We start from the raw sequence: 25650 nt of genomic DNA on the forward strand, positions 1-25650 counted from the left end.
TCGCGCGACCTGCGTTCCGACCCGTTCACGCTCGGCGTGGCCTCGGGCGGCCCCGACCACGCCGGCTTCGTGATCTGGACCCGCCTCGCTCCGCAGCCGCTGGCCGAGGACGGGCTCGGCGGCATGCCGCAGCGGACGTTCGCCGTCCAGTGGCAGGTCTACGCCGACGAGCGCTGCCACCGCGTGGTGCGGGCGGGCGTGGCAGAGGCGAGCCCGGAATGGGGGCACAGCGTCCACGTCGAGGCGGACCACCTGGAACCCGGCAGGGAGTACTGGTACCGCTTCCGCCTCGGGCCGCACGTCTCACCGGCCGGCAGGGCCCTGACCGCGCCGCACCCCCTGTCGTTCGGCGGCCCGCTGACGATGGCCTTCGTGTCCTGCGCCCAGTACGAGCACGGCTACTTCACGTCCTACCGCCGCCTGGCCGAGGACCACCCGGACCTGGTCCTCCACCTGGGCGACGGACCGCCGGCTTCAAGGTGGTGCCCGTCGTACCGGCCCCCGGGTCCGAGGTGCGCACCAGGGCGACGTTCGTGATCGAGGACAGGGTGCCCGGCGTGCAGCAGACGTACCTGCGCCCGCTCGACCCCTCGATCGCGGCTCGGCGGGAGACGACGGGCCGAGGACATGGTGGAGGCGACCGTGCGGCAGGAGACCGAGCGCCCCTGACGGCGCGCTCCGGCACGCCGAGCGGGCGGCGTCCCCTTTCTGGGGGCGCCGCCCGCTTCGTCTGCGCCGGGCCGGCCACCGTTATGGTGACCTGCTATGACGACCGACGACACCGGACGGCTCGCCGAGAACCTGTCACGCGAGCTGCGCCACATCGTGATGCTGCTGCGCCGTACGACGGCGGGGCAGCCGGTCACCGCGCAGCAGTACTCCGTGCTCGGCTCCCTGGAGGACGGCGCGTGCCGGATGACGGACCTGGCCGAGGAGCATGGTGTGCAGCTGCCGACGATGAGCGTGCAGGTCAACCGCCTGGAGGAGGCCGGTCTCGTCACGAGGGGCACCGACGCCTCGGACGCGCGGGTGCGCACCGTCGAACTGACGGGCGAGGGCCGCGACCGCCTCCGGGCCGTACGGCAGGCCAGGATCGCCTACCTGTCCGGCCGGTTGGGCGCGCTGACCCCCGAGGAGCGTACGGCCATCGCCCGCGCCCTCCCCGCCCTCGCGAAGCTGGGCCGCTCCTGATTTATCGTTTTGGGCGCGCAAGACCGTGGCCATACCCTGAACAGGGTCACCACAGGAAGGGAAACCGTGACGTCGGCACCCAAGATCGGCGTGCTCGCCCTGCAGGGCGACGTGCGCGAGCACATCCGCGCTCTGGAGGAGTCGGGCGCGACCGCCACGCCGGTGCGCAGGCAGGAGGAGCTCGCCGCGGTGGACGCGCTGGTCGTCCCGGGCGGGGAGTCGACCACGATGTGGAAGCTCGCCGCCATCTTCGAGCTGCTCGAACCGCTGCGGCTGCGGATCAAGGAGGGCATGCCCGCCTACGGCTCGTGCGCCGGCATGATCATGCTGGCCGACCGGATCGAGGGCGGCATCGAGGGCCAGGAGACGCTGGGCGGCATCGACATGGTGGTCCGGCGCAACGCCTTCGGCCGCCAGGTCGACTCGTTCGAGGCCGATCTCGACTTCGCCGGGCGCGGGACGATCAGGGCCGTCTTCATCCGCGCGCCCTGGGTCGAGTCCGTGGGGCCCGACGTGGAAGTGCTGGGCCGCACCGAAGCTGGGGATAGGATCGTCGCGGTCCGACAGGGACCGTTGCTCGCGACGTCCTTCCACCCGGAGCTGACCGGCGACGCGCGGGTGCACTCGTATTTTGTCGAAATGGTGAGGGAGCTCTAGGCGATGTCCGGCCACTCCAAATGGGCGACGACGAAGCACAAGAAGGCGGCGCTGGACTCCAAGCGCGGCAAGCTTTTCGCCAAGCTCATCAAGAACATCGAGGTCGCGGCCAGGACCGGCGGGCCCGACCCGGACGGCAACCCCACGCTGTTCGACGCCATCACCAAGGCCAGGAAGAACTCGGTCCCGATCGACAACATCGAGCGGGCCCGCAAGCGCGGCGGCGGCCTCGAGGCCGGCGGCGCCGACTGGCAGACGATCATGTACGAGGGCTACGCCCCCGGCGGCGTCGCGGTCCTCATCGAGTGTCTCACCGACAACCGCAACCGCGCGGCGTCCGAGGTGCGTGTGGCGCTGACCCGCAACGGCGGCTCGCTCGCCGACCCCGGCTCGGTGTCGTACATGTTCAACCGCAAGGGCGTCGTGATCGTCCCCAAGGGGTCGCTGACCGAGGACGACGTGCTCATGGCCGTCCTCGACGCGGGCGCCGAGGAGGTCAACGACCTCGGCGACAACTTCGAGGTGATCAGCGAGGCCTCCGACCTCATCCCGGTGCGCAAGGCGCTGCAGGACGCGGGCATCGACTACGAGTCGGCCGAGGCCAGTTTCGTCCCGACGCTCAACGTCCCGCTGGACGAGGACGGCGCCCGGAAGGTCTTCAAGCTCATCGACGCGCTCGAGGACAGCGACGACGTCCAGAACGTCTGGGCGAACTTCGACGTGAGCGACGAGGTCATGGAGAAGGTCGAGGCCTGACCGCCGGAGGCGGACAAGGGGCGCTGCGGCCCCGGCTCGGCGACGGGGCGGAAAACCGGTGGCAGAGGCCGCCGGAGCCCGCATAGCTTGGCCGGTTGTGGAAATCCGTCATCTCACGAGCGACGACCTGGACGCCGTCCTCGACAACCGCAGGCGCGCCTTCGGCCCGCTGTCCGGCGGCGGCGCCGAGACCTGGCGCAAGCTCGTCTCCCCGATGCTGCCCGAGGGCCGTTACCTGGGCGCCTTCGACGGCCCTCGCCTCGTCGGCACGGCCAGGATCAACCCGTACGTCCAGTGGTGGCACGGCCGGCCACTGTCCATGGGCGGCGTGGCGGGCGTGACGGTGTCGCCCGAGGACCGTGGCAGGGGAGTGGGCCGGGCGCTCACACACGCGGCCATCGAGCGCTGCGCGGAGCTCGGCCACGCGGTCTCCGCGCTCTACCCGGCCACCACGCCGGTGTACCGGAGCGCGGGCTACGAGCACGCCGGCGTGCTCCAGCGGATCACCGTGCCCACCGAGGCGCTGCGTACGCTGGGCGGCGGCGCGGCCGGCACGGTCAAGCTGCGCCGGATGGGCCCCGCCGACGCGGCCGAGCTCGTGGCCCTGATCGGCAGGGTGCACGCCGCCACCCGCGCGAGCGGGCCGCTGTGCTTCGACGAGCGGACCTGGCGGCTGTGGCTGGAGGACGACGACGACTTCTGCTACCTGGCCGAGGACGGGTTCGTCGTCTACCGGTGGAGCGACGGGGACATCGAGGTCGACAACCTGCTCGCGGGGTCGGAGGCGACGTCCAGGGCCCTCTGGTCGCTGGTCGGCAGCGCCTCGACCGTCGCGAAGTCGGTGACCGCCTGCGTCGACCCCGCCGACCCGGTGCTCTGGATGCTGCGGGAGCGGTCGAAGGACGAGGTCACCCAGACCCGGTGGATGTTCCGGCTGATCGACCTGCCCGCCGCGGTCGAGGGGCGCGGCTTCCCCGCCGGGGTCCGCGTCGAGACCCCCGTCGAGGTGACCGACTCCCTGCGCCCGGGCAACGCGGGTACGTGGGTGCTGCGGGTGGACGGCGGCGCCGGCTCCGTGACGCGGCCCGGCGGGCCTGCCGCGGAGGCGACGCGCCTCACGATCGGCGGGATGTCCGCGCTGTTCGCCGGCGTGCCCACGGCCACGCTCCGCCGTGCCGGCCTGCTGAGCGGCGGCTCTCCCGACGCCGACGACGCACTGGACGCCGCGTTCGGCTGCGGCGCGTACATGATCGACTACTTCTGACGCACCCGCGCGGCCGCTGATCGCGATAGAGTGACCGACCGAACAGATGTTCGGCGCAGCGGCGGCCGCGCCGCCGGGATCAGGGAGGCGTGCCGGTGCGGTTGCCCCAACTGCGGGTGATGGGCGTGGACCCGGGGCTGACACGGTGCGGTCTCGGCGCCGTGGAGGGCCGTCCGGGCGCGCCGTTGAGCCTGCTGTCGGTCGGGGTGGTCCGAACCCCGGCCGACGACGACATCGGGTCCCGGCTGGTCGTCATCGAGGCGGAGATCGAGCGCTGGCTCGACGAGATCAAGCCCGACGCGGTCGCCGTCGAGCGGGTCTTCGCCCAGCACAACGTCCGCACGGTCATGGGGACGGCCCAGGCGTCGGCCGTCGCGATCGTCTGCGCGGCCCGGCGGGGGCTGCCGGTCGCGCTGCACACGCCCAGCGAGGTCAAGGCCGCCATCACGGGCAACGGCAACGCCGACAAGAAGCAGGTCGGCACGATGGTCACCCGGCTGCTGCGGCTCGACGCCATGCCCAAGCCCGCGGACGCGGCCGACGCGCTCGCCCTGGCCATCTGCCACGTCTGGCGCGGCGGCGTGCAGCACCGCCTGGCCGACGCCCTGGCCCGGGCCCGTTCCGGGGGTGTGGGCCCCGCGGGCTCTGGTAGGACTGGGAGGCCCGGCGAAGTCGCGGCCGGGCGTCCGGACCGGGGAGGGAGCACGCGGTGATCGCATCCGTTGCGGGGCAGGTGGCGGCGATCGGAGCCGACAGCGCCGTGGTCGAGGTGGGCGGCGTCGGGATGCTCGTCCACTGCGCCCCCGGCACCCTGGCCGGGCTACGCGTCGGCGAACCCGCCCGGCTGTCGACCTCGCTCGTCGTCCGCGAGGAATCGCTCACGCTGTACGGCTTCGCCTCCGACGACGAGCGCACGGTCTTCGAGCTGCTCCAGACGGCCAGCGGGGTCGGGCCGCGCCTGGCCCTGGCCATGCTCGCGGTCCACGCGCCCAACGCGCTGCGGGTCGCGGTGGCGAGCGCCGACATCAAGGCCCTGACGATGGTGCCCGGCATCGGCCAGAAGGGCGCGCAGCGCATCGTGCTCGAACTCAAGGACAAGCTCGGCACCCCGGCGGCGGCCGTCGACGCCGCGATCAACGGCGCGGCGGCGCCCGTCTGGCGCGACCAGGTCCACGCGGGACTGGTCGGGCTGGGCTACTCGTCCAGGGACGCCGACGAGGCGGTCGCGGCGGTCAGCGCGGAGGCCGAGGCGGAGGTCGCCGCCGGCCGCACCCCGCAGGTGGCCGCGCTGCTCAAGTCCGCCCTGCGCGCGCTGAGCGTGCGGTGATCCTGTGAAGGGCCGCGCCTCGCCCACGGTGCGGGGCGCGTGGCGGGCTGATGGTTCGATGAAAGTTTCACCGGGAAGCGGACGGGTCCCGGCAGGTCGAGCGGATGGTGTCGAGTGAGCTTCGAGCGGGATCTCGTGTCGCCGGAACCCGAGGGCGACGAGCGGGCGATCGAGGCCGCGCTGCGCCCCAGGCGCCTGGACGAGTTCATCGGCCAGGGCCGGGTACGCGAGCAGCTGTCGCTGGTCCTGGAGAGCGCCCTGCGCCGCAACCGCCCGCCCGACCACGTCCTGATGAGCGGCGGCCCGGGGCTCGGCAAGACGACGCTCGCCATGATCATCGCCTCCGAGCTCGGCGCGCCGCTGCGGATGACCTCAGGCCCGGCGCTGGAGCGCGCGGGCGATCTCGCCGCGATCCTGTCCACGCTGACCGAGGGAGAGGTCCTGTTCATCGACGAGATCCACCGCATGGCCCGCCCGGCGGAGGAGATGCTCTACCTCGCCATGGAGGACTTCCGGGTGGACATCGTCGTCGGCAAGGGCCCCGGCGCCACCTCGATCCCTCTCGACATCGCCCCGTTCACGCTGGTCGGGGCCACCACCCGGGCGGGGCTGCTGCCCGCGCCGCTGCGCGACAGGTTCGGCTTCACCGCCCACATGGACTTCTACGAGGTGGCCGAGCTGGAGCAGGTGCTGAGGCGCTCCGCGCGACTGCTGTCGGTGGAGCTGCCGGACGAGGGCGCCCACGAGATCGCCCGCCGCTCGCGCGGCACGCCCCGCATCGCCAACCGCCTGCTCCGGCGGGTGCGCGACTTCGCCGAGGTCCGCGCGGAGGGCGTGATCAACCAGGAGGTCGCGGCGGCGGCGCTCAACCTCTACGAGGTGGACGCCGAAGGGCTGGACCGGCTCGACCGTGCCGTGCTCGACGCGCTGCTGCGCAAGTTCGGCGGCGGCCCGGTGGGCCTGTCGACGCTCGCGGTGGCCGTGGGGGAGGAGCCGGAGACCGTCGAGGTCGTGGCCGAGCCCTTCCTGGTGCGGCAGGGGCTGCTGGCCCGCACCCCGAGGGGCCGCGTCGCCACCGCCACCGCCTGGGCGCACCTCGGTCTGACTCCGCCTCCCGACGCCGTCGGCTCTGTGGCGGTGCCCACGCTCTTCGACGACGCCTGATCGCCCCTCCCGCCACGCTTTGCGCCGGCGCGGCGGCCGGAAGCGGAAACCGGGGCAAAGAGGTAACAGACCGATTGCGAAGCCCATGAAACGGGAACTTTCCTGCCCGGCGAGCCGTGGGTTCGTTGCCGGGCTTCTGCGGGCTCGCATACACTGCGTGGCTTGACTGGCCGCACACGCGAGAAGTCGCGGTGGCCCGCGTGTGAAGCGCACAAGACCTCCGGCGTCAGGCCGGTTCATCACGTTACGGAAGGGTGGCCCCCGTGGGTAACAACCCGCTTGGGACGTTCCTGCCACTGATCTTGCTGGTAGTGGTTTTCTACTTCCTCCTGATCCGCCCCCAGCGCAAGCGGCAGCAGGAGCAGGTCCAGATGCAGAACTCCCTCACCCCGGGCGTCCGGGTCATGACCACGACAGGCCTGTTCGCGACGGTCGTCGCCCTCCAGGACGACGACGTCGTGCTGGAGGTGGCCCCAGGGGTCGAGACCCGCTGGGTCAAGGCGGCGATCGGCAGGGTGCTCACCCCCGTGGACGAGGTGACGGCCGAGGAGGCCGAGGAGACCGTGACGGACGGTCCCGACACGGGGAACGGTGACGATACGAGCACCAAGCAGTCCTGAGTAGGCTGATCACAACCTTTCGACGAAAGAACTGACCTCCAGTGGCCCCACCGACCAGTAGCCAGAGCAAGCCTGGACGCACACTCCTGCTGCTCCTCGCGCTCATTCTCGTCATGGGCGCGACGGTCGCCCTTCAGAAGGCGTTCGTCCCCAAGTTCGGCCTCGACCTCGCGGGCGGCACCACGGTGACGCTCACGCCGGTCACGGCGAACGGGAAGGCGCCGTCGCAGGAGAGCCTCGACCGAGCCGTGACGATCATCCGGCAGCGCGTCAACGGCACCGGCATCTCCGACGCCCAGGTCGCGAAGTCGAACGACAACATCGTGATCCAGATTCCGGGCGCGGGCAGGGACGAGGCGCTGCGGCTGGTGTCGACCACCGCCGAACTGCGCATGCGGCAGGTGCTCGCGGTGGCCGCCGCCACGAACCAGCCGGCCCAGGTGCCCACCGCGGCGCCCACGCCCAGCGGGTCGGCCGCCGCGACGCCCGGGGCCACTCCGGCCGCGTCGTCGACGGCCAGGGAGAGCGCGGCCCCGAACGGCAACGCGTCTCCCGCCGGCCGTGCCCTGTCGAAGGCGCTGACCGCGCCGTCGCCGGAGCCGAGCACCTCGACGAGGGCCACGACCCACCACAGGGCGGGCGCCGGGACCGCCCGGGGCGCCCGGGCCAAGGCCTCGCCCTCGGCGGCTCCCAGCCCCACGCCGACGGCCGCTCCGCAGGACACGGGCGACCCACTGGCCGGTCAGGACACCAGCGGCATCGACCCGGCGCTGCTCGCCGAGTTCCGCACCATCGACTGCACCGCGAAGAACCGCGGTCAGGGCGCCATCGACGACCCGAACAAGCAGATCGTCGCCTGCAGCGACGACGGCTCGGCGCGGTACATCCTGGACAAGGCCGCGGTGCAGGGCACCGAGATCAGCGGCGCGCAGGCGGGCACCGACCCCACCACGGGTGAGTGGATCGTCCAGGTCGACTTCAAGTCGAAGGGCGCCACGCAGTTCGCCGACATCACCCGCCGCATCACGAGCCTGCCGGCTCCGCGCAACCAGCTCGCCAACGTGCTGGACGGCGTCGTCATCGTCGCTCCGACGATCGAGGAGGCCATCCCCGGCGGCAGCGCCCGCATCTCCGGCAGCTTCACGCAGACGACGGCGACGGACCTCGCCGACCAGCTCAAGTACGGCGCGCTGCCGCTGAAGTTCCGGCAGGACTCGGTGGTCTCGGTCTCCTCGACCCTGGGCCAGGACCAGCTCAACGGCGGCCTCATCGCCGGCGCGCTCGGCCTGATCGTCGTCATGCTCTACCTGCTGCTCTACTACCGCGGCCTCGGCCTCATCGGCATCGCCAGCCTGGCCGTGGCCACCGTGTTCACGTACCTGACGGTGGACGTGCTGAGCCACAACGCCGGCTTCCGGCTCTCGCTGCCGCACATCATCGGTCTGGTGGTCTCGATCGGCATCACCGCGGACTCGTTCATCGTCTACTTCGAACGGATCCGCGACGAGATCAAGGAGGGCCACCGAACGCTGCGCTCGGCGGTGGAGGTGGCCTGGCGGCGCGCCCGGCGGACCATCCTGGTCGCCGACGCCGTCATGTTCATCGCCGCGGTGGTGCTCTTCTTCCTCGCGGTCGGCGACGTGGCCGGCTTCGCGTTCGCGATGGGCCTGACGACGCTCATCGACATCGTGGTGGTGTTCCTCTTCACCAAGCCGCTGATGTCCCTGGTGGCGCGGTTGCGGTTCTTCTCGAAGGGCCACAAGCTGTCCGGACTCGACGCGGAGCGCATGGGCCGCACCAGCCCCGCCGAGCAGACCCTGCAGGAGGCGTGATGCCGGGAGTGATCAGCCGCCTCTACCGCGGCGACATCAACATCGACTTCGTCGGCAAGCGCAAGATCTGGTACGGCCTGTCGGTGTTCCTGCTGGCCGTCTCCATCCTGGGCCTGGCGCTGAACGGGCTGAACCTGGGCGTGGAGTTCCGCGGCGGCTCGGTCTTCGACTTCAAGCGCACGCCCGGCTCCAGCATCGAGCAGGTCCGCGAGACCGTCGCGGACGCCGGAGTCCACCAGATCATCGTGCAGCAGGCCGGCCCGAACTGGCGGGTCACCACCGAGAGCCTCAACGGCGACGAGGTGACCAAGGTCCAGCAGACGGTGGCCCAGAAGTACGGCGTCACGAAGGACGACGTCAGCTCGCAGGTCATCGGCGCCACCTGGGGTGGCGAGGTCTCGCAGAAGGCCTGGATCGGCCTCGCGGTCTTCATGATCGCGATCATGCTGTACCTGTCGGTGGCCTTCGAGTGGCGGATGGCCCTCGCGGCGATCGTCGCCCTCGTCCACGACCTCGTGATCACCGCGGGCGTCTACGCCTGGTCGGGCTTCGAGGTCACCCCGGCGACCATGCTCGGATTCCTCACGATCCTCGGTTATTCGTTGTACGACGCGGTCGTCGTCTTCGACATGATCAAGGAGGTCACGGGCAAGCTCGGCACGAGCGCGAAGATGACCTACACGCAGGCCGCCAACAACGCGCTCAGCCACACGCTGATCCGGTCGCTGAACACCTCGCTGGTGGCGATCCTGCCGGTGGCGGCGATCCTGTTCATCGGCACCACGCTGCTCGGCGCCGGCACGCTGAAGGACCTGTCGCTGGCCCTGTTCGTCGGCATGATCGTCGGCACCTACTCGTCCCTGTGCGTGGCGACGCCGATCCTGGTCACGCTCAAGGAGCGGGAGCCCAAGTGGCAGGCCCTGGCCCAGCGGGTGCACGCCAAGCAGGTCTCCGCCGCCAAGGCGGCCACCAAGGAGCCCGTCTCGGCCGGCTCGCAGAACGTCACCACCACGACCACGGAGAAGCGCAAGAAGCGCTGATCCCGGCCCATCGCAGGCGCCCCCGGAACCCGCCCGGTTCCGGGGGCGCCTTCGTGTTCCCCGGCACCGTTAGGCTTGGGCGTCGTGACTGACTGGACGGCTCTCATCAGGGATATCCCGGACTACCCCAAGCCGGGCATCCTCTTCAAGGACATCACCCCGCTGCTGGCGGACCACGCGGCCTTCACGCAGGTCGTGGGCGAGCTCGGGGACGGCCTGGCGTTCGACAAGGTGGTCGGCATCGAGGCGCGGGGCTTCATCCTCGCCGCGCCGGTGGCCTACCGCAGCGGCGCCGGGTTCGTACCAGTGCGCAAAAAGGGCAAATTGCCCGCCGACACGTACGAGGCGTCCTATGATCTCGAGTACGGCTCCGCGACGATCGAGGTGCACGCCGATGCCTTCGACCCCGGCGACCGGGTCCTGATCGTGGACGACGTCCTCGCCACGGGCGGCACGGCCCGGGCCGCCGTGGAGCTGGTCAGAAGGACGGGCGCGCAGGTCGTGGCCGTCTCCTTCCTGATGGAGCTGTCCTTCCTCTCCGGCCGCGACCGGCTGCCGGGCCTGGACGTCCGCACCCTGCTCACCGTCTGAGCCGCGCGGGCCGGTCAGGGGGCACGCGGCCGAGAGTGCTGTGGCAGCACGGATACACTGTGGAATCTGGACTCGACGTGAGGAGTCTGTGTGCCCCGTGATGTGGTCGTGCCCGACAGCGCGCGGGTCGATCGCGGAGTGATCTCCCGCGACGCCCCCGAGCCCGTCGCAGACGTGCCCCCCGACGCGGCGCGCGACCCCGCGGCGGTCCCGGAGGACAAGCCGGCGTCGCCGGCCACGCGACGGAGGCTCGCCCGTTTCGGGGGGCAGTGGGGTGCTATGAATCCGGTGTTGGAACCGCTCTTCAAGACGGTCCGTGCCACCCATCCCAAAGCCGACCTGCGGCTGATCGAGCGCGCGTACGACGTCGCCGCCTATCACCACCGCGATCAGAAGCGCAAGAGCGGCGACCCGTACATCACCCACCCGCTCGCGGTGGCGACGATCCTGGCGGAGCTGGGCACGGACGACGAGACGCTGTGCGCCGCCCTGCTGCACGACACCGTCGAGGACACCGCCTACAGCCTCGATGAGTTACGAGCCGACTTCGGCGACAACATCGCGTTGCTCGTCGACGGCGTGACCAAGCTCGACAAGGTGAAGTTCGGCGACGCGGCGCAGGCCGAGACCGTGCGCAAGATGGTCGTCGCGATGTCGCGCGACATCCGCGTGCTGGTGATCAAGCTGGCCGACCGGCTGCACAACATGCGGACCATGCGCTACATGCCCGAGCACAAGCGCCAGCAGAAGTCCCGCGAGACGCTGGAGATCTTCGCGCCGCTGGCCCACCGGCTCGGCATGAACACCATCAAGTGGGAGCTGGAGGACCTCGCGTTCGCCATGCTCTACCCGAAGCGGTACGACGAGATCGCCCGGATGGTGTCGGAGCGCGCGCCGCGCCGCGACCTGTTCCTGCACGAGGTCATCGAGAAGGTCTCCGCCGACCTGCGCGAGGCGAAGATCAAGGCGACCGTGCGCGGCCGGCCCAAGCACTACTACTCGATCTACCAGAAGATGATCGCCAAGGGCGTGGCCTTCGACGACATCTACGACCTGGTGGGCATCCGCGTGCTGGTCGACACGGTCCGCGACTGCTACGCCGCGCTCGGAACGATCCACGCCCAGTGGAAGCCGGTGCCGGGGCGGTTCAAGGACTACATCGCCATGCCCAAGTTCAACATGTACCAGTCGCTCCACACGACGGTCATGGGACCTGAGGGCAAGGCCATCGAGCTCCAGATCCGGACGCGGGCCATGCACAACCGCGCCGAGTACGGCGTGGCCGCGCACTGGAAGTACAAGGAGGAGATGACCGGGGCCGGGGCCGGCAAGGTCAAGCAGGTCAACGACATGGCCTGGCTCCGCCAGTTGCTCGACTGGCAGAAGGAGACCTCCGACCCCGGGGAGTTCCTGGAGTCGCTGCGCTTCGACCTGTCGGTGTCGGAGGTGTTCGTCTTCACCCCGCGCGGCCAGGTGATCGCCCTGCCCGAGGGCGCCACCCCCGTCGACTTCGCGTACGCCGTGCACACCGAGGTCGGCCACCGATGTATCGGCGCGCGGGTGAACGGCAGGCTGGTCCCGCTGGAGTCCCGCCTCGGCAACGGCGACACCGTCGAGATCTTCACGTCGAAGTCGCCGGACGCGGGGCCGTCGAGGGACTGGCTCAAGTTCGTCAAGAGCGGCCGGGCCCGCAACAAGATCCGCCAGTGGTTCACCAAGGAGCGCCGCGAGACCGCCATCGAGGCGGGCAAGGAGGCGATCGGGCGGGCCATGCGCAAGCAGGGCCTGCCGCTGCAGCGGCTGATGTCCGGCGAGGCGCTGCTGGCCCTGGCCAGGGACCTGCGCTACGCCGACGTCTCCGCCCTGTACGCGGCCGTCGGCGAGGGGCACCTCACCGCGCAGTCGGTCGTGGACAAGCTCGTACAGGCCCTGGGCGGCGTCGAGGGGGCCGAGGAGGACATCGCCGAGGCCCAGGTCCCCACGCGGCTCAAGGGCCGTCTGAGGGCCAACTCGAACGCCGGCGTGATGGTCGCGGGCGACCCGGACGTGTGGGTCCGCCTGTCGCGCTGCTGCACCCCGGTTCCGGGGGACGAGATCGTCGGGTTCGTCACGCGGGGACACGGCGTCTCCGTGCACCGCACCAACTGCCCCAACGTGGAGCAGCTCAACGCCCACCCCGACCGGCTGGTGGAGGTCTCCTGGTCGCCCGGGGACGACTCGGTCTTCCTCGTCGCCATCCAGGTGGAGGCGCTCGACCGGCCCCGCCTGCTGTCGGACGTCACGCGGACCCTGTCCGACCAGCACGTGAACATCCTGTCGGCCTCGGTGACGACCAGCCGCGACCGGGTGGCGATCAGCAAGTTCACCTTCGAGATGGGCGACCCCAAGCACCTCGGCCACGTGCTCAAGGCGGTGCGAAACGTCGCGGGCGTCTACGACGTCTACCGCGTCACCAGCTGACGGCCCGCCGCGGCCCGGATGGCCGGAACCGCGGCGCGGCGGACACGCGAAATCCCGGCGTGACGCGAGGTCACGCCGGGACGCGATCGAAGCGGGTCAGGAGAACTCGGCGAGCGTCCGCTCCGCCTCCTGGAGCCAGGAGCGGCGGGCGGACAGTGCCTCCTCCGCCTCCTTGACGTCCTTGTCCCGGCCGGCCGTCTGGGCCTTGGCCAGCCGCGTCTCCAGCTGGTCGATGGACCTGCGGAGCTGGTTGACCGTGTCCTGGGCACGGGCCCTGGCCTCGGGGTTGGAGCGCTTCCACTCGGTGTCCTCGGCCCTGCGGACCGCGTCGTCGATCTTGCGCAGCCCGCCCTCCAGGCGGTCGCGCTGGTCGCGCGGCACCGGGCCCGCGGCCTCCCAGCGCTCCAGGATGCCCCGCAGCGCCGAGCGCGCGGCACGCGCGTCGGTGACCGGCAGCAGCTTCTCGGCCTCGGCCAGCAGGGCCTCCTTCACCTCGGCGTTGGCCGCGAAGGAGGCGTCCCGCTCCGCGAACACCGCCGAGCGGGCCTGGAAGAACTGGTCCTGAGCGCCCTTGAAGCGCGCCCACAGCTCGTCCTCGACCTCACGGGAGGCGCGCCCGGCGGCCTTCCACTCGCGCATCAGCTCCCGGTAGGCCGCCGCGGTGGCGTTCCAGTCCGTCGAGTCCGCCAGCGCCTCCGCCTCGCTCACGATGCGCTCCTTGGTGCCGCGCACCGCGTCACGCTGCTGGTCGAGCGAGGAGAAGTACGCCTTGCGCCGCTTGGCGAAGGCCGTACGCGCCGTGGACAGCCTCTTCCACAGCGTCGCCTCGGTGGCCCGGTCGACCCGCTCGGCGGCCTTCCACTCCTCGACGAGCTGCCGCAGCCGCTCGCCGCCGGACTTCCAGTGCGTCGTCTCCTCGGCGATGCGCTCGGCCTCGGCGACGATGCGCTCCTTCACCTCGCGCGCGTGGACCCGGGCCTGGTCGCGCGCGGCCCGCAGCTCCTCACGCCGCTTGCCGACCAGCTCGGTCAGCGCCGTGAGCCGGTCCTGCAGCGAGCCGAGGTCGCCGACCGCGTGCGCCTCGGCCACCGACTCCCGCAGCTTGGTGATGCTCGCCTCGGCCTGGGCCGGCGCGAGGTCGGTGCCGCGCACCCGCTGCTCCAGGAGCTGCACCTGGCCCGCCAGCTCGTCGAACTTCCGGCGGTAGTAGGCCAGCGCCTCCTCCGGCTCACCGGCCTGCCAGGACCCGACGGCCCGTTCTCCCTCAGCCGTACGCACGTAGACGGTGCCGTCCTCGTCTACCCGGCCCCACGGGTCGGTGCTCACCGTGTCCTCCCGCACTTGAATCAGCCTCCAGGGCTCGATGTGCCCTTGGTTGTATTACGTCAGCTCTTGCTGGTGATTGTCACGTCTTTGATGACCACGGGCTGCTTCGGGGCACCAGTGCCGTCCCCGCCGGCACTGGGGATGACGCCCTTCTTGGCGACCTTGTCCACGATTTCGAGTCCTTTGGTCACCGTACCGAAAGGCGTGTAGTCGGGCGTCAGCCCGGTGTCCCCGAACACGATGAAGAACTGACTTCCGTTGGTGTTCGGGCCGCTGTTCGCCATCGCGAGCACGCCCCGCGTGTACTTCGCGCCCGCCAGGTTCTCGTTGGCGAAGCGGTAGCCCGGGCCGCCCTGGCCGTCGGTCGGGTTCTTGCCGTCGGCCTTGGCCAGCGGGTCGCCGCACTGCAGGATCGGGAAGTCCGTGCCCATCCGGTGGCACTTCGAGTTGTCGAAGTAGTCCTTGGAGGCCAGGAACTTGAACGAGTTGACCGTGCAGGGCGCCTTCTCGCTGTCCAGCCTCGCGACGATGTCGCCGAGGTTGGTCTTGATGGTCATGGTCGCCGGGGCGGTGCTCACCTTCTCCGGCGGCATGCCGACGTTCTTGACCTGGCCGCTGCCCTCGTCGGCGACGTAGCCGCAGGTGCCCTTGGCGGGGTCGTACGGCTTCGGGTCGTTCGCGAGCGGCTTGCTGCTCGCCGACGCCGACGCGGACGCCGTGGCGTCGCTGTCGTCACGGCCGAGGAGGGTCGTCGCCGCCACCACGCCGCCGATCACCACCACCACGGCCGCGGTGGTGCCTATGATCGCGTTGCGCCGTGACTTCTGCTCGCGCTCCACGCGTGCCCGCAGCTGCCGTTCGTAGTGCTCCCGGGCCAGCTGCTTCTGCCGGTCCTTGCCGGTGACCACTTCGACCTCCCGACTCGTCCTGTTTCCCATGGTCGTACGCCCGGACGCGATCTCGCCGGCGCGTGCCCGCCACACCCGGGAGGTACTCCGGGAACGGCGACCTGTTCTATAGCATCCGGCTCGACTGCTCCAAGAATGACTATTGAGGTGGGCGAATCGTATCGGCTGACGGGTATTGGTTCGCAGCCTGCCGACCCGCACCGGTACCCTTCGGTTACATTCGCTCGCGCAATCCTTGATTGATCCGTAGAGACGCAGAGGCCGCTTCCGTGCTCGTCGCCGGGTTTCCCGCAGGGTCGTTCCAGACCAACTGTTACGTCGTCGCTCCCGCAGCAGGCGAGGAGTGCGTGGTCATCGACCCAGGTCAGGATGCCGTGGAGGATCTCGACGCGCTGCTGCGCGAGCACCGGCTGAAGCCGGTCGCGGTGCTGCTCACCCACGGCCACCTCGACCACGTGTGGTCGGTGGCCCCGGTGTGCGGCGCCCGCGACGTGCCCGCGTGGATCCATCCGGAGGACCGCGATCTGCTGTCGGACCCGGCGAAGGGGTTCCCGCCGCAGGCGGGCCAGGCGTTCGGCGGGCTGAAACTTTCCGAGCCCGACGACGTGCGGGAGCTGGCCGACGGCGCCGTGCTGTCGCTGGCCGGGCTCGAGCTCACGGTCGAGCACAGGCCGGGCCATACCAGGGGGTCGGTGACGTTCCGGACGCCCGTCGAGGACTCCCAGGTCCTGTTCGCGGGCGACCTGCTGTTCGCCGGCTCCATCGGCCGTACCGACCTGCCCGGCGGCGACTACGCCGCCATCCTGCGCAGCCTCGCCAAGACGCTGACGCTGCCGGACGAGACGACGGTCCTGCCCGGCCACGGACCTCAGACGACCATCGGCCGCGAGCGCGCGACGAACCCCTTCCTCAGGGACGTCGCGCCGCACGCAGGCCCGACCAGGGGATTGTGATGACCTTTCAGGCGCCCAAGGGCACCTTCGACTGGATGCCCCCGCGTTCGGAGTGGGCTCTCGCCGTACGGGACGCCCTGGCCGCGCCGGCCCGCCGCGCCGGCTACGGCTACATCGAGACGCCGGCCTTCGAGGACACCGCGCTGTTCTCGCGCGGCGTCGGTGAGTCGACCGACATCGTGACCAAGGAGATGTACACGTTCACGAGCCGGGGCGGCCAGTCGCTGACGCTGCGCCCCGAGGGCACCGCGAGCGTGATGCGGGCCGTGCTCGAACACGGCCTGTACGGCGGGCCGCTGCCGATCAAGCTCTGGTACTCGGGCAGCTACTTCCGCTACGAGCGGGCCCAGGCGGGACGCTACCGCCACTTCTCCCAGGTCGGGGCGGAGGCCCTGGGGGCCGAGGACCCGGCGCTCGACGCCGAGCTGATCGTGCTGGCGATGGACGGCTACGCCTCGCTGGGCCTGCGCGGCGTCCGGCTGCTGCTGAACTCGCTGGGCTGCAAGGAGTGCCGCCCGGCCTACCGCGCCGCGCTGCAGGACTTCCTGCGCGGCCTGGACCTCGACGAGCCCACCCGCAACCGGATCGAGATCAACCCGCTGCGGGTGCTCGACGACAAGCGCCCCGAGGTGCGCGCGCAGCTGGAGAACGCGCCGCTGGTCACCGATCACCTGTGCGGGGCCTGCAAGGCCTACCACGAGGAGGTCAGGGGCCTGCTGACGGCCGCCGGCGTGGCGTACGAGGACGACCCCCGGCTCGTGCGCGGCCTGGACTACTACACGCGTACGACCTTCGAGTTCCTGCACGACGGCCTGGGCGCCCAGTCGGCGGTCGGCGGCGGAGGACGCTACGACGGGCTGAGCGAGCAGATCGGCGGCCCGGCGCTGCCGAGCGTGGGCTGGGCCCTCGGGGTGGACCGCACCGTGCTGGCGATGGAGGCCGAGGGCCTGCTGGCCGAGCGCCCCCGCGGCGTCGAGGTGTTCGCCGTGCCGCTCGGCGAGGAGGCCAGGCGGCGCGTGTTCCCGCTCGTGAGCGAGCTGCGCCGGGCCGGTCTCGCGGTCGACATGGCCTTCGGCGGCCGTGGCGTCAAGGGCGCGATGAAGGCCGCCGACCGCAGCGGCGCGCGGTACGCGCTCATCCTCGGCGACCGAGATATCGAGGCGGGAGCCGTGCAAGTGAAGGACCTGACCACAGCCGACCAGACCGCGGTTCCGCTCGCGGAGGTCGTCGAGTTCTTGAAGGGGAAACTCTCGTGATCCGCACCCACGAGGCAGGCACGCTCCGCAAGGAGCACGCGGGCCAGAAGGTGACGCTGGCCGGATGGGTGGCGCGCAGGCGCGACCACGGCGGCGTGGTCTTCATCGACCTGCGCGACGCCTCCGGCTCGGCCCAGGTGGTCTTCCGGGAGGAAGACCACGCCCACGACCTGCGCGCGGAGTACTGCGTGAAGGTCACAGGCGAGGTGCGCCGGCGCCCGGCCGGCAACGAGAACCCCGATCTGCCCACGGGCGAGATCGAGGTCGTCGCCTCCGAGGTGGTGGTGCTGAGCGAGTCGGCGCCGCTGCCGTTCCCGATCGAGGGCAGCGCGGGCGTGTCGGAGGAGGCGCGGCTGAAGTACCGCTACCTCGACATCCGCCGCCAGCGGATCGCCGACGCGCTGCGGATCCGCTCGCAGGCGACCTACCTCGCCAACGAGGTCATGCGCGAGCGCGGATTCGTCTACGTCGAGACCCCGAACCTGACCCGCTCGACGCCCGAGGGCGCCCGCGACTTCCTGGTGCCCGTGCGGCTCCAGCCGGGCAACTGGTACGCCCTGCCGCAGTCGCCGCAGCTGTTCAAGCAGCTCCTCATGGTCTCCGGCCTGGAGCGCTACTACCAGCTCGCCCGCTGCTTCCGCGACGAGGACCTGCGGGCCGACCGGCAGCCCGAGTTCACCCAGATCGACATCGAGATGTCGTTCGTGGACCAGGACGACGTGATCGAGCTGGGCGAGGCGCTCATCGGGCGGATCTGGAAGGAGACGCTCGGCTACGAGCTGCCCACTCCGCTGCCCCGGATGACGTACGCCGAGGCGATGGCGCGGTATGGCTCGGACAAGCCGGACCTGCGCTTCGGCGTCGAGCTGACCGACCTCACCGAATACTTCTCCGGCACCTCGTTCCGTGTCTTCCAGGCGCCGTACGTGGGCGCGGTCGTGATGCCGGGCGGCGCCTCGCAGACCCGCAAGGAGCTCGACGCCTGGCAGGAGTGGGCCAAGTCGCGCGGCGCGCGCGGCCTCGCGTACGTGCTGGTGCAGGAGGACGGCACGCTGGGCGGCCCGGTGGCCAAGAACCTGTCGGAGACCGAGCTGGCCGGCCTCGCCGAGGCGACCGGCGCCAAGCCCGGCGACGCGATCTTCTTCGCGGCCGGCGCGCGCGCGGCCTCCCGCGACCTGCTCGGCGCGGCCCGCCTGGAGATCGGCCGCCGCTGCGACCTGATCGACGAGTCGCAGTGGTCGTTCCTGTGGATCGTCGACGCCCCGATGTTCGAGGAGGACGGCGAGGGCGGCTGGACCCCGGTCCACCACCCGTTCACCTCCCCGAAGCCGGAGTGGGCCGACACCTTCCAGGACAACCCGGGCGAGGCCCTGGCCTACGCCTACGACATGGTCTGCAACGGCATGGAGATCGGCGGCGGCTCGATCCGTATCCACCGCGCCGAGATGCAGCAGCGCGTGTTCGACGTGCTCGGCATCTCCAAGGAGGAGGCCGAGAGCAAGTTCGGCTGGCTGCTTGAGGCGTTCAAGTACGGCCCGCCGCCGCACGGCGGCATCGCCTACGGCTGGGACCGCGTCTGCATGCTGCTGGCGGGCGGCGAGTCGATCCGGGACGTGATCGCGTTCCCGAAGACGGCGTCCGGCTACGACCCGCTGAGCGGGGCGCCCACACCGATCAGCCCGGACCAGCGCAAGGAGGCCGGCGTGGACGCCACGCCGAAGGCCGACAAGCCCGAGTCCGCGCAGTAGGCAGTAGAACGCGAGACGGCCCCCGCGACACCGGTCGCGGGGGCCGTCCTGTGTCCGGGGCCCGGTCAGACGATGGCCACGTCCTTGATCACGACCTTCTTCTTGGGGGCGTTGGAGCCCTCGCCCCGCACGTCGGCCGTGGGGTCGCCGTTGAACGGGATGATGCCACCCTTGGCGATCTTGTCGATGACGTCCATGCCCCGGGTCACGACACCGATCATCGTGAAGGCGGCGCCCATGGCGGTCAGCTGGGTGTTCTCGTCCGTGAAGGAGATGAAGAACTGGCTGCCGTTGGAGTTGGCGTCCTCCGTGGCCTGCGCCAGCCCGACCGTGCCGCGGCTGAGCGGCATGCCGTTGAGGTTCTCGTCGTTGAACAGGTATCCCGGGCCGCCCGCGCCGTCGTTCTTGTTCTTGCCGTCGCCCTTGGCCAGCGGGTCGCCGCACTGCAGCATGCCGAGGCCGACGGTCTCCACCGTCGCGAGGCGGTGGCAGACGGTGTTGTCGAAGAAGTTCTTCTTGGCCAGGAAGGCGAAGGAGTTCACCGCGCACGGCACGTCCTTGGTGGCCAGGTCGATGACGATCCGGCCCTGGTTCGTGGTGATGACCATCTTCTTGGCCGCGATGACCCCCCTGCTCAGCTTCTTGGGCGGGAAGCCCACGAACTTCGACGGGGCGCCCGAGTCGTCCTTGCGGTACTCGCAGGTGACCTGACGCAGGCTGGTGGGCGCGGCCGACGGTGTGGGCTCCGTCAGCTCGGTGTGCTTCACCGTGGGTCCCTCGGAGTCGGAGGCCGAGGGGGTGGCCGAGGGGGTGGCCTTGGCTGTGTTGTCGGCCGAGCCGTCACTGCAGGCCACCAGGCTGCCCGCCAGCGCGAGGAGCCCCAGCCCGGCGCCGAGGCTGCTACGCAGGCGGCGACGGGGGGTGGTCGCGCGCCCGGCCGTGCTCACGCGCGAAGCCGGTTGCTTCTGCCGATCAGTGTCGGTCACCGCTATGCCTTCCCTTTCCCCTTTTATTACGACTGAGGCGCCACTCTATCCGTGATCCCGTCGGCTTCGTGTAAAGCAGGCGCCCCAGGGGTATCACCAGAGTTTGCGCTCATCTTGCTCTCAGATCCGCCTGGGAACCTCCTGCCGAGCGAATCCGTATACCGGGGGGACGGCCCGCAATCCCCTCCCCGGCCGCCGTCTCAGGAGCGATGCACGATGTTCGATCAGGTCTTCGGACTCCCGGCCCATGCTCTCATCATCCACGCGGCGGTGATCTTCGCGCCGCTGCTCGCGGTGCTGTCGATCGCGTACGCCGTGCTGCCCCGCCTGCGGCACAAGCTCGACTGGGTCCTGGTCGCGACCGCCGTGGTGGCCCTCGGCGCGGTGTTCGCGGCCAAGGAGAGCGGGGAGGCGCTGGAGCACCGGATGTTCCAGGGCCAGCCCTCTGACGCGATCGAGGTCCACAGCGGGCTCGCGGAGATCCTCGTGCCGGTGACAGCGTCGCTGACCGTCGCGTCCCTGCTGATGGTGTGGCTCACCCGGGCCCGCCGCGCTCCCGAGGGCGCCGGCTCGCGGGCCGGTGTCCTGGTCGTGTCGGCCGCCGCCGTGATCCTCGCCGTGGCCGTCGGCTACTACGCCGTACGGACCGGGCACACGGGCGCGACGGCCGTGTGGGGCAGCTGACGGTAGTGTCGGCGATGTGGAGAGCCTGTTCGATTCGGCCGCCGAGGAGGCGCACCGGGGCCAGGAGCCGCTGGCCGTGCGGATGCGGCCGCGCTCGCTGGAGGAGGTGATCGGCCAGCGGCACCTGCTGGGGCCCGGCACGCCGCTGCGCCGGCTGGTGGAGAGCGACGCCCCGATGTCGCTGTTCCTGTGGGGACCCCCGGGCACCGGCAAGACCACGCTGGCCTACGTCGTGGCGGGCGCGACCAAGCGGAGGTTCGTGGAGATCTCTGCCGTCTCCGCCGGGGTCAAGGACGTGCGCGCCGCCATCGACCAGGCCCGCCGCGAGCTCGGCATGACCGGCAGGCAGACCGTGCTGTTCGTGGACGAGGTCCACCGGTTCAACAAGGCGCAGCAGGACGCGCTGCTGCCCGCCGTGGAGAACCGCTGGGTCACGTTCATCGGCGCGACGACGGAGAACCCGTTCTTCTCCGTCATCTCCCCGCTGCTGTCCCGCTCGCTGCTGCTCACCCTTGAGCCGCTGGCCGAAGACGACGTCCGCGCCGTCCTGGAGCGCGCGGTGGCCGACCCGCGCGGCCTCGGCGGGCGCGTCACGCTGCACCCCGACGCCCTCGACCAGCTCGTACGGCTGGCCGGCGGCGACGCGCGGCGCTCGCTGACCTACCTGGAAGCCGCCGCGATGCTGGCCGACGAGGCCACGGCGGAGGTCACGGTGGAGGTCGTGGAGAAGGCCGTCGACAAGGCGGCCGTGCGCTACGACCGGCAGGGCGACCAGCACTACGACGTGGTCAGCGCGTTCATCAAGAGCATGCGCGGCTCGGACGCCGACGCGGCGCTGCACTACCTCGCCCGGATGGTGGAGGCGGGGGAGGACCCGCGGTTCATCGCCCGCCGGATCGTGATCTTCGCAAGCGAGGACGTGGGGATGGCCGATCCCACGTGCCTGCAGGTCGCGGTGGCCGCCGCCCAGGCAGTGGAGTTCATCGGCCTGCCCGAGGGCAGGATCAACCTCGCCCAGGCGGTCATCCACTGCGCGCTGGCGCCCAAGTCGAACGCGGTCGTGAAGGCGATCGGCGCGGCCTCCGACGACGTGCGGCGCGGCATGGTGGGCCGCATCCCCGACCACCTTCGCGACGCCCACTATCCGGGCGCGAAGAAGCTCGGCCACGGCAGGACCTACCAGTACCCGCACGACTTCGAGCACGGCCTCGTCCGCCAGGACTACGCCCCCGAGGAGTTGCGGGAGCGCCGCTACTACGAGCCGACCACGCACGGCGCGGAGGCGCGGTTCGCCGAGCGCTGGGCGAAGATCCGGAGCTTCCTGCGCGGCGGCTGAGCACCACGGTCCGCGGTCCGGTGTGTGTGACGCGGAGCAGCCCGCGTGTGTGGTGCGGAACGGCGGGCAGGTCGTTCGCGGTAAGGTCTTGCCATTCCAGCTCCGTTGATCTAGGGAGATCGGCACATGCTTACCGCGGGAGAGCTGGCGGGCCTCGTGGTCGCCATTTTCTGGGTGATCCTGGTCTGCTTCATGGTCGTCGTGCTGGTCAGACTGGCCAGACTGCTGACCGAGACCCGCAAGTCGGTGGCCGAGCTGAGCGACCGCATCGCCCCGCTCCTCGACGACATGAGCCAGACCGTCTCCGAGGCCAACCGGCGGCTGGTGGCGGCCGAGGAGATCACGGACAACATGCGTGATGTCAGCGGCAACATGGTCAAGATCACCGGGGTGGCGTCCACGCTGTTCGCCGGTCCGGTGCTCAAGATCTCCGCCTTCAGGGACGGCTTCCGCCTGGCGCTGGCCCGGCGCGCCGCCCGCAGGGTCCCGGCCCGGCGGGTCGCCCGCGGCGGCCCCCGCACCGGCCCTCGCACCGGCGACAGGATCAGCGAGCGGCACGCGGCCGAGCGCGCCGTGGAGCGCCGGGCGATCGGGAGGGGACGCGCATGATCCGGCGGCTCTTCTACATGTCCCTGGGCGCGTTCCTCACGGTCTGGACCATGCGTAAGCTTCAGTCGTTGCGGCCCGACCACGTGGCCAGGCGCACCGCCGACCGCGCGGTGACCCTCGCCGACCAGCTCAGGGACTTCGCCGGCGAGGTGCGCCACCTGGCGGCGAGCAGGGAAACCGAGTTGCGTGCCGAGCTCGGGCTCGACACGGTTGATGGAAACACCACAGGCAAGAACAGAATCTACGACGTAAAGGACGGCCGCTGAAATGGAGTCGGCAGAGATCGCGCGCCGCTTCCTGCGCTTCTTCGAGGAGCGCGGGCACACAGTCGTGCCCTCGGCCAGCCTGGTCGCCGAGGACCCGACACTGCTCCTCGTGAACGCGGGGATGGTCCCGTTCAAGCCCTTCTTCCTGGCGCAGCAGACGCCGCCGTACCGGCGGGCGACCAGCGCGCAGAAGGTCATGCGCACCCTCGACATCGACGAGGTCGGCAAGACCACCCGGCACGCCAGCTTCTTCCAGATGCTCGGCAACTTCTCCTTCGGCGACTACTTCAAGGAGCAGGCGATCCCGTTCGCCTGGGAGCTGCTCACCCGGCCCGAGTCCGACGGCGGCTTCGGCTTCCCGGAGGACCGCCTGTGGGCGACCGTCTACCTGGACGACGACGAGGCCCAGGACATCTGGCACCGCAGGGTGGGCCTGCCGCTCGACCGCATCCAGCGCCGCGACCTCGCCGACAACTACTGGCACATGGGCGTCCCCGGGCCCGGCGGGCCGTGCTCGGAGATCTACTACGACCGCGGCCCCGAGTACGGGCGCGAGGGCGGGCCGATCGCCGACGAGAACCGCTACCTCGAGGTGTGGAACCTCGTCTTCATGCAGTTCCAGCTCAGCAAGGTCCGCAGCAAGATCGACTTTGACGTGGCGGGCGAGCTGCCGGCCAAGAACATCGACACCGGCATGGGCCTGGAGCGCATGGCGGCGATCCTGCAGGGCGTCGACAACATCTACGAGATCGACACGACGTACAAGATCCTCGACACGGCGGCCGACCTCACCCGGTCGCGCTACGGGCGCGACAAGCGCGCCGACGTGTCGCTGCGGGTGATCGCCGACCACATGCGGGCGGGCGTCATGCTCGTCGGCGACGGCGTGCTGCCGTCCAACGAGGGCCGCGGCTACGTGCTGCGCCGCATGCTGCGCCGCGCGATCCGCAACCTCCGCCTGCTCGGCGCGGGCGAGGAGCGGCACATGCACGCGCTCACCGCCGTGACCATCGACGTGATGGGCGAGCAGTACCCCGAGCTCAAGGCCGACGCCGCCAACATCCACACGGTCATCGACGCCGAGGAGGCGTCGTTCCTCGGCACGCTCCGCACCGGGACGGCGATCTTCGACGTCGCGGTGGAGGAGACCAAGCGCAAGGGCGCCGCGACGCTCAGCGGCGACCAGGCGTTCCAGCTCCACGACACCTACGGCTTCCCGATCGACCTCACCCTGGAGATGGCGGCCGAGCAGGGCCTCCAGGTGGACGAGGAGGGCTTCCGCCGGCTCATGAAGGAGCAGCGGGACCGGGCCAAGGCCGACGCCGCGGCGAAGAAGACCGGCAACGCCGACATCTCGGTGTTCACCGGCATCCTGGAGAAGTCCGGGAAGGTCGACTTCCTCGGTTACGACCACACCACCGCCGAGGCGAACGTCATCGGCCTGCTCGTCGACGGCGCGTCCGTCCCGGCGGCCGGCGCGGGGACCACGCTGGAGGTCGTGCTCGACCGCACCCCGTTCTACGCGGAGGGCGGCGGTCAGCTCTCCGACCAGGGCCTGATCCGCACCGGCGGCGCGGAGATCGAGATCGTGGACGTCCAGTCGCCGGTGTCCGGCCTGGTCGTGCACCGCGGCAAGGTGCGCACCGGCGAGGTGCGGGTCGGCGACCAGGCGCAGGCCGACATCGACCTGGAGCGGCGCCGCGCGATCTCCCGCAGCCACACCGCGACCCACCTGGTCCACCGCGGGTTCCGCAACGCCCTCGGCGAGTCGGCGGCCCAGGCGGGCTCGGAGAACTCCCCGGGCCGCTTCCGCTTCGACTTCACCGCGGCCGGGGCCGTCTCCCCGTCGATGCTGCGCGACGTCGAGGACGAGGTGAACGCCGTCCTGATCAACGACCTCAAGGTCAACGCGTTCTACACCAGCCAGGCGCAGGCCCGCGCGATGGGCGCGCTCGCGCTGTTCGGCGAGAAGTACGGCGACGAGGTCCGGGTGGTCGAGGTCGGCGACTACTCCCGCGAGCTGTGCGGCGGCACGCACGTGGCCAGCTCCGGCCAGCTCGGCCTGGTGAAGGTGCTGGGCGAGTCGTCCATCGGCGCGGGTGTGCGCCGCGTGGAGGCGCTCGTCGGCCTCGACGCGTTCCGGTTCCTGGCCCGCGAGAGCGTGCTGGTCGCCCAGCTCAGCGAGCAGCTCAAGACCCGCCGCGAGGAGCTGCCCGAGCGTATCGAGGGCATCGTCACCCGGCTGCGCGCCGCGGAGAAGGAGCTGGAGAAGGTCCGCTCGGCCCAGGTGCTCGCGGTGGCCGGCGAACTCGCCGCCCAGGCCCGCGACGTGCGGGGCGTCTCCGTCGTGACGCACCGCGCGCCTGATGGCACCTCCGCCGACGACCTGCGTAAACTCGCCCTCGATGTGCGCGGCAGGTTCCCTGGCGACCGCGCCGCGGTCGTCGTCGTCTCCGGCGCCCCCTCCGACCGGCCGGTCGTCGTCGCCGCGGTCAACGAGGCGGGACGCGAGCGGGGCCTGAAGGCGGGCCGGCTCGTCGGCGTCGCCGCCAAGGCACTCGGGGGTGGCGGTGGCGGCAAGGACGACGTGGCCCAGGGCGGCGGCACGCGGCCCGAGGCGATCGATGACGCGCTGCGCGCGGTCGAGGAGGCCATCTCCTCCGCGGTGGCGTGAGC

General features: G+C 71.0%; 24 protein-coding genes. 21 read left to right on the forward strand and 3 right to left on the reverse strand.

Annotated elements, in window-relative coordinates; translation table 11 throughout:
- Window positions 1-36: 36 nt before the first annotated feature.
- The 13 genes from FLW16_RS24800 (at window position 37) to FLW16_RS24860 (ending at window position 12902) form a co-directional block, all read left to right on the forward strand.
- Entirely contained in the window at window positions 37-537 is a 501-nt protein-coding gene (locus FLW16_RS24800; protein ID WP_312847152.1) for a PhoD-like phosphatase N-terminal domain-containing protein, read from the forward strand.
- A 228-nt stretch (window positions 538-765) separates the two neighbouring features.
- Complete coding sequence (locus tag FLW16_RS24805) at window positions 766-1191, forward strand: MarR family winged helix-turn-helix transcriptional regulator (RefSeq protein ID WP_139575030.1); 426 nt, start codon at window positions 766-768, stop codon at window positions 1189-1191.
- A 66-nt stretch (window positions 1192-1257) separates the two neighbouring features.
- Complete coding sequence (gene pdxT / locus FLW16_RS24810; protein ID WP_142562527.1) at window positions 1258-1848, forward strand: pyridoxal 5'-phosphate synthase glutaminase subunit PdxT; 591 nt, start codon at window positions 1258-1260, stop codon at window positions 1846-1848.
- 3 nt (window positions 1849-1851) lie between these two features.
- Window positions 1852-2604 (forward strand): YebC/PmpR family DNA-binding transcriptional regulator, encoded by a 753-nt coding sequence (locus tag FLW16_RS24815; RefSeq protein ID WP_142562528.1) that lies wholly within the window; start codon window positions 1852-1854, stop codon window positions 2602-2604.
- Between the two features lie 97 nt (window positions 2605-2701).
- Window positions 2702-3868 (forward strand): enhanced intracellular survival protein Eis, encoded by a 1167-nt coding sequence (eis, locus tag FLW16_RS24820; RefSeq protein WP_142562529.1) that lies wholly within the window; start codon window positions 2702-2704, stop codon window positions 3866-3868.
- Between the two features lie 110 nt (window positions 3869-3978).
- Window positions 3979-4581, forward strand: a complete 603-nt coding sequence (ruvC, locus tag FLW16_RS24825; protein ID WP_142562573.1) for a crossover junction endodeoxyribonuclease RuvC — start codon at window positions 3979-3981, stop codon at window positions 4579-4581.
- The gene (ruvA, locus tag FLW16_RS24830) at window positions 4578-5195 is read left to right on the forward strand and encodes a Holliday junction branch migration protein RuvA (RefSeq protein WP_142562530.1); all 618 of its coding nucleotides are present in this window, start codon (window positions 4578-4580) and stop codon (window positions 5193-5195) included. The genes ruvC and ruvA overlap by 4 nt, the downstream gene beginning before the upstream one ends.
- Before the next feature lie 114 nt (window positions 5196-5309).
- Window positions 5310-6359 (forward strand): Holliday junction branch migration DNA helicase RuvB, encoded by a 1050-nt coding sequence (ruvB, locus tag FLW16_RS24835; protein ID WP_142562531.1) that lies wholly within the window; start codon window positions 5310-5312, stop codon window positions 6357-6359.
- A 263-nt stretch (window positions 6360-6622) separates the two neighbouring features.
- Window positions 6623-6979 carry a preprotein translocase subunit YajC gene (gene yajC / locus FLW16_RS24840; RefSeq protein ID WP_142562532.1) on the forward strand — a complete coding sequence of 119 codons (357 nt, stop codon included), beginning with the start codon at window positions 6623-6625 and terminating at the stop codon, window positions 6977-6979.
- Window positions 6980-7092: 113 nt separating this feature from the next.
- Window positions 7093-8811: a protein translocase subunit SecD gene (gene secD / locus FLW16_RS24845; protein ID WP_142562533.1), complete on the forward strand. Its 1719-nt coding sequence runs from the start codon at window positions 7093-7095 to the stop codon at window positions 8809-8811.
- Window positions 8811-9851, forward strand: a complete 1041-nt coding sequence (secF, locus tag FLW16_RS24850) for a protein translocase subunit SecF (RefSeq protein WP_142562534.1) — start codon at window positions 8811-8813, stop codon at window positions 9849-9851. The genes secD and secF overlap by 1 nt, the downstream gene beginning before the upstream one ends.
- Window positions 9852-9935: 84 nt before the next feature.
- Complete coding sequence (locus FLW16_RS24855; protein WP_142562535.1) at window positions 9936-10442, forward strand: adenine phosphoribosyltransferase; 507 nt, start codon at window positions 9936-9938, stop codon at window positions 10440-10442.
- A 279-nt stretch (window positions 10443-10721) separates the two neighbouring features.
- Entirely contained in the window at window positions 10722-12902 is a 2181-nt protein-coding gene (locus tag FLW16_RS24860; protein WP_142562574.1) for a bifunctional (p)ppGpp synthetase/guanosine-3',5'-bis(diphosphate) 3'-pyrophosphohydrolase, read from the forward strand.
- A gap of 96 nt (window positions 12903-12998) precedes the next feature.
- Here the strand turns inward: FLW16_RS24860 and FLW16_RS24865 are convergent, their stop codons facing one another.
- On the reverse strand, window positions 12999-14228 hold the full coding sequence (locus FLW16_RS24865; protein WP_142562536.1) for a DUF349 domain-containing protein: 1230 nt from the start codon (window positions 14226-14228) through the stop codon (window positions 12999-13001).
- Window positions 14229-14287: 59 nt separating this feature from the next.
- Entirely contained in the window at window positions 14288-15136 is an 849-nt protein-coding gene (locus FLW16_RS24870) for a peptidylprolyl isomerase (RefSeq protein ID WP_260615545.1), read from the reverse strand.
- A gap of 269 nt (window positions 15137-15405) precedes the next feature.
- Between FLW16_RS24870 and FLW16_RS24875 the strand changes: the two genes are divergently transcribed.
- From FLW16_RS24875 to aspS, 3 genes are read left to right on the forward strand one after another with little or no spacing between them, the layout of a single operon-like run.
- Window positions 15406-16089, forward strand: coding sequence for an MBL fold metallo-hydrolase (locus FLW16_RS24875; protein ID WP_142562575.1), 684 nt, complete (start codon window positions 15406-15408; stop codon window positions 16087-16089).
- Window positions 16089-17345 (forward strand): histidine--tRNA ligase, encoded by a 1257-nt coding sequence (gene hisS / locus FLW16_RS24880; RefSeq protein WP_139575019.1) that lies wholly within the window; start codon window positions 16089-16091, stop codon window positions 17343-17345. The genes FLW16_RS24875 and hisS overlap by 1 nt, the downstream gene beginning before the upstream one ends.
- Window positions 17342-19093, forward strand: a complete 1752-nt coding sequence (aspS, locus tag FLW16_RS24885) for an aspartate--tRNA ligase (RefSeq protein ID WP_142562538.1) — start codon at window positions 17342-17344, stop codon at window positions 19091-19093. The genes hisS and aspS overlap by 4 nt, the downstream gene beginning before the upstream one ends.
- Before the next feature lie 65 nt (window positions 19094-19158).
- Here the strand turns inward: aspS and FLW16_RS24890 are convergent, their stop codons facing one another.
- Complete coding sequence (locus FLW16_RS24890; protein ID WP_142562539.1) at window positions 19159-20079, reverse strand: peptidylprolyl isomerase; 921 nt, start codon at window positions 20077-20079, stop codon at window positions 19159-19161.
- A 216-nt stretch (window positions 20080-20295) separates the two neighbouring features.
- On the opposite strand from FLW16_RS24890, the gene FLW16_RS24895 reads away from it, so the two are divergent.
- From FLW16_RS24895 to alaS, 5 genes are all read left to right on the forward strand, one after another.
- Complete coding sequence (locus tag FLW16_RS24895) at window positions 20296-20763, forward strand: DUF2231 domain-containing protein (RefSeq protein WP_142562540.1); 468 nt, start codon at window positions 20296-20298, stop codon at window positions 20761-20763.
- A gap of 16 nt (window positions 20764-20779) precedes the next feature.
- Entirely contained in the window at window positions 20780-22099 is a 1320-nt protein-coding gene (locus tag FLW16_RS24900; RefSeq protein ID WP_142562541.1) for a replication-associated recombination protein A, read from the forward strand.
- A gap of 126 nt (window positions 22100-22225) precedes the next feature.
- Window positions 22226-22708 carry a DUF948 domain-containing protein gene (locus FLW16_RS24905; RefSeq protein WP_142562542.1) on the forward strand — a complete coding sequence of 161 codons (483 nt, stop codon included), beginning with the start codon at window positions 22226-22228 and terminating at the stop codon, window positions 22706-22708.
- Window positions 22705-22974 carry a hypothetical protein gene (locus FLW16_RS24910; RefSeq protein ID WP_142562543.1) on the forward strand — a complete coding sequence of 90 codons (270 nt, stop codon included), beginning with the start codon at window positions 22705-22707 and terminating at the stop codon, window positions 22972-22974. Before FLW16_RS24905 ends, FLW16_RS24910 begins: the two co-directional genes overlap by 4 nt.
- A 1-nt stretch (window position 22975) precedes the next feature.
- Window positions 22976-25648: an alanine--tRNA ligase gene (gene alaS, locus FLW16_RS24915; protein ID WP_142562544.1), complete on the forward strand. Its 2673-nt coding sequence runs from the start codon at window positions 22976-22978 to the stop codon at window positions 25646-25648.
- Window positions 25649-25650 lie beyond the last annotated feature (2 nt).

Source organism: Microbispora sp. KK1-11 (assembly GCF_006874435.1).
GTDB lineage: Bacteria > Actinomycetota > Actinomycetes > Streptosporangiales > Streptosporangiaceae > Microbispora > Microbispora catharanthi.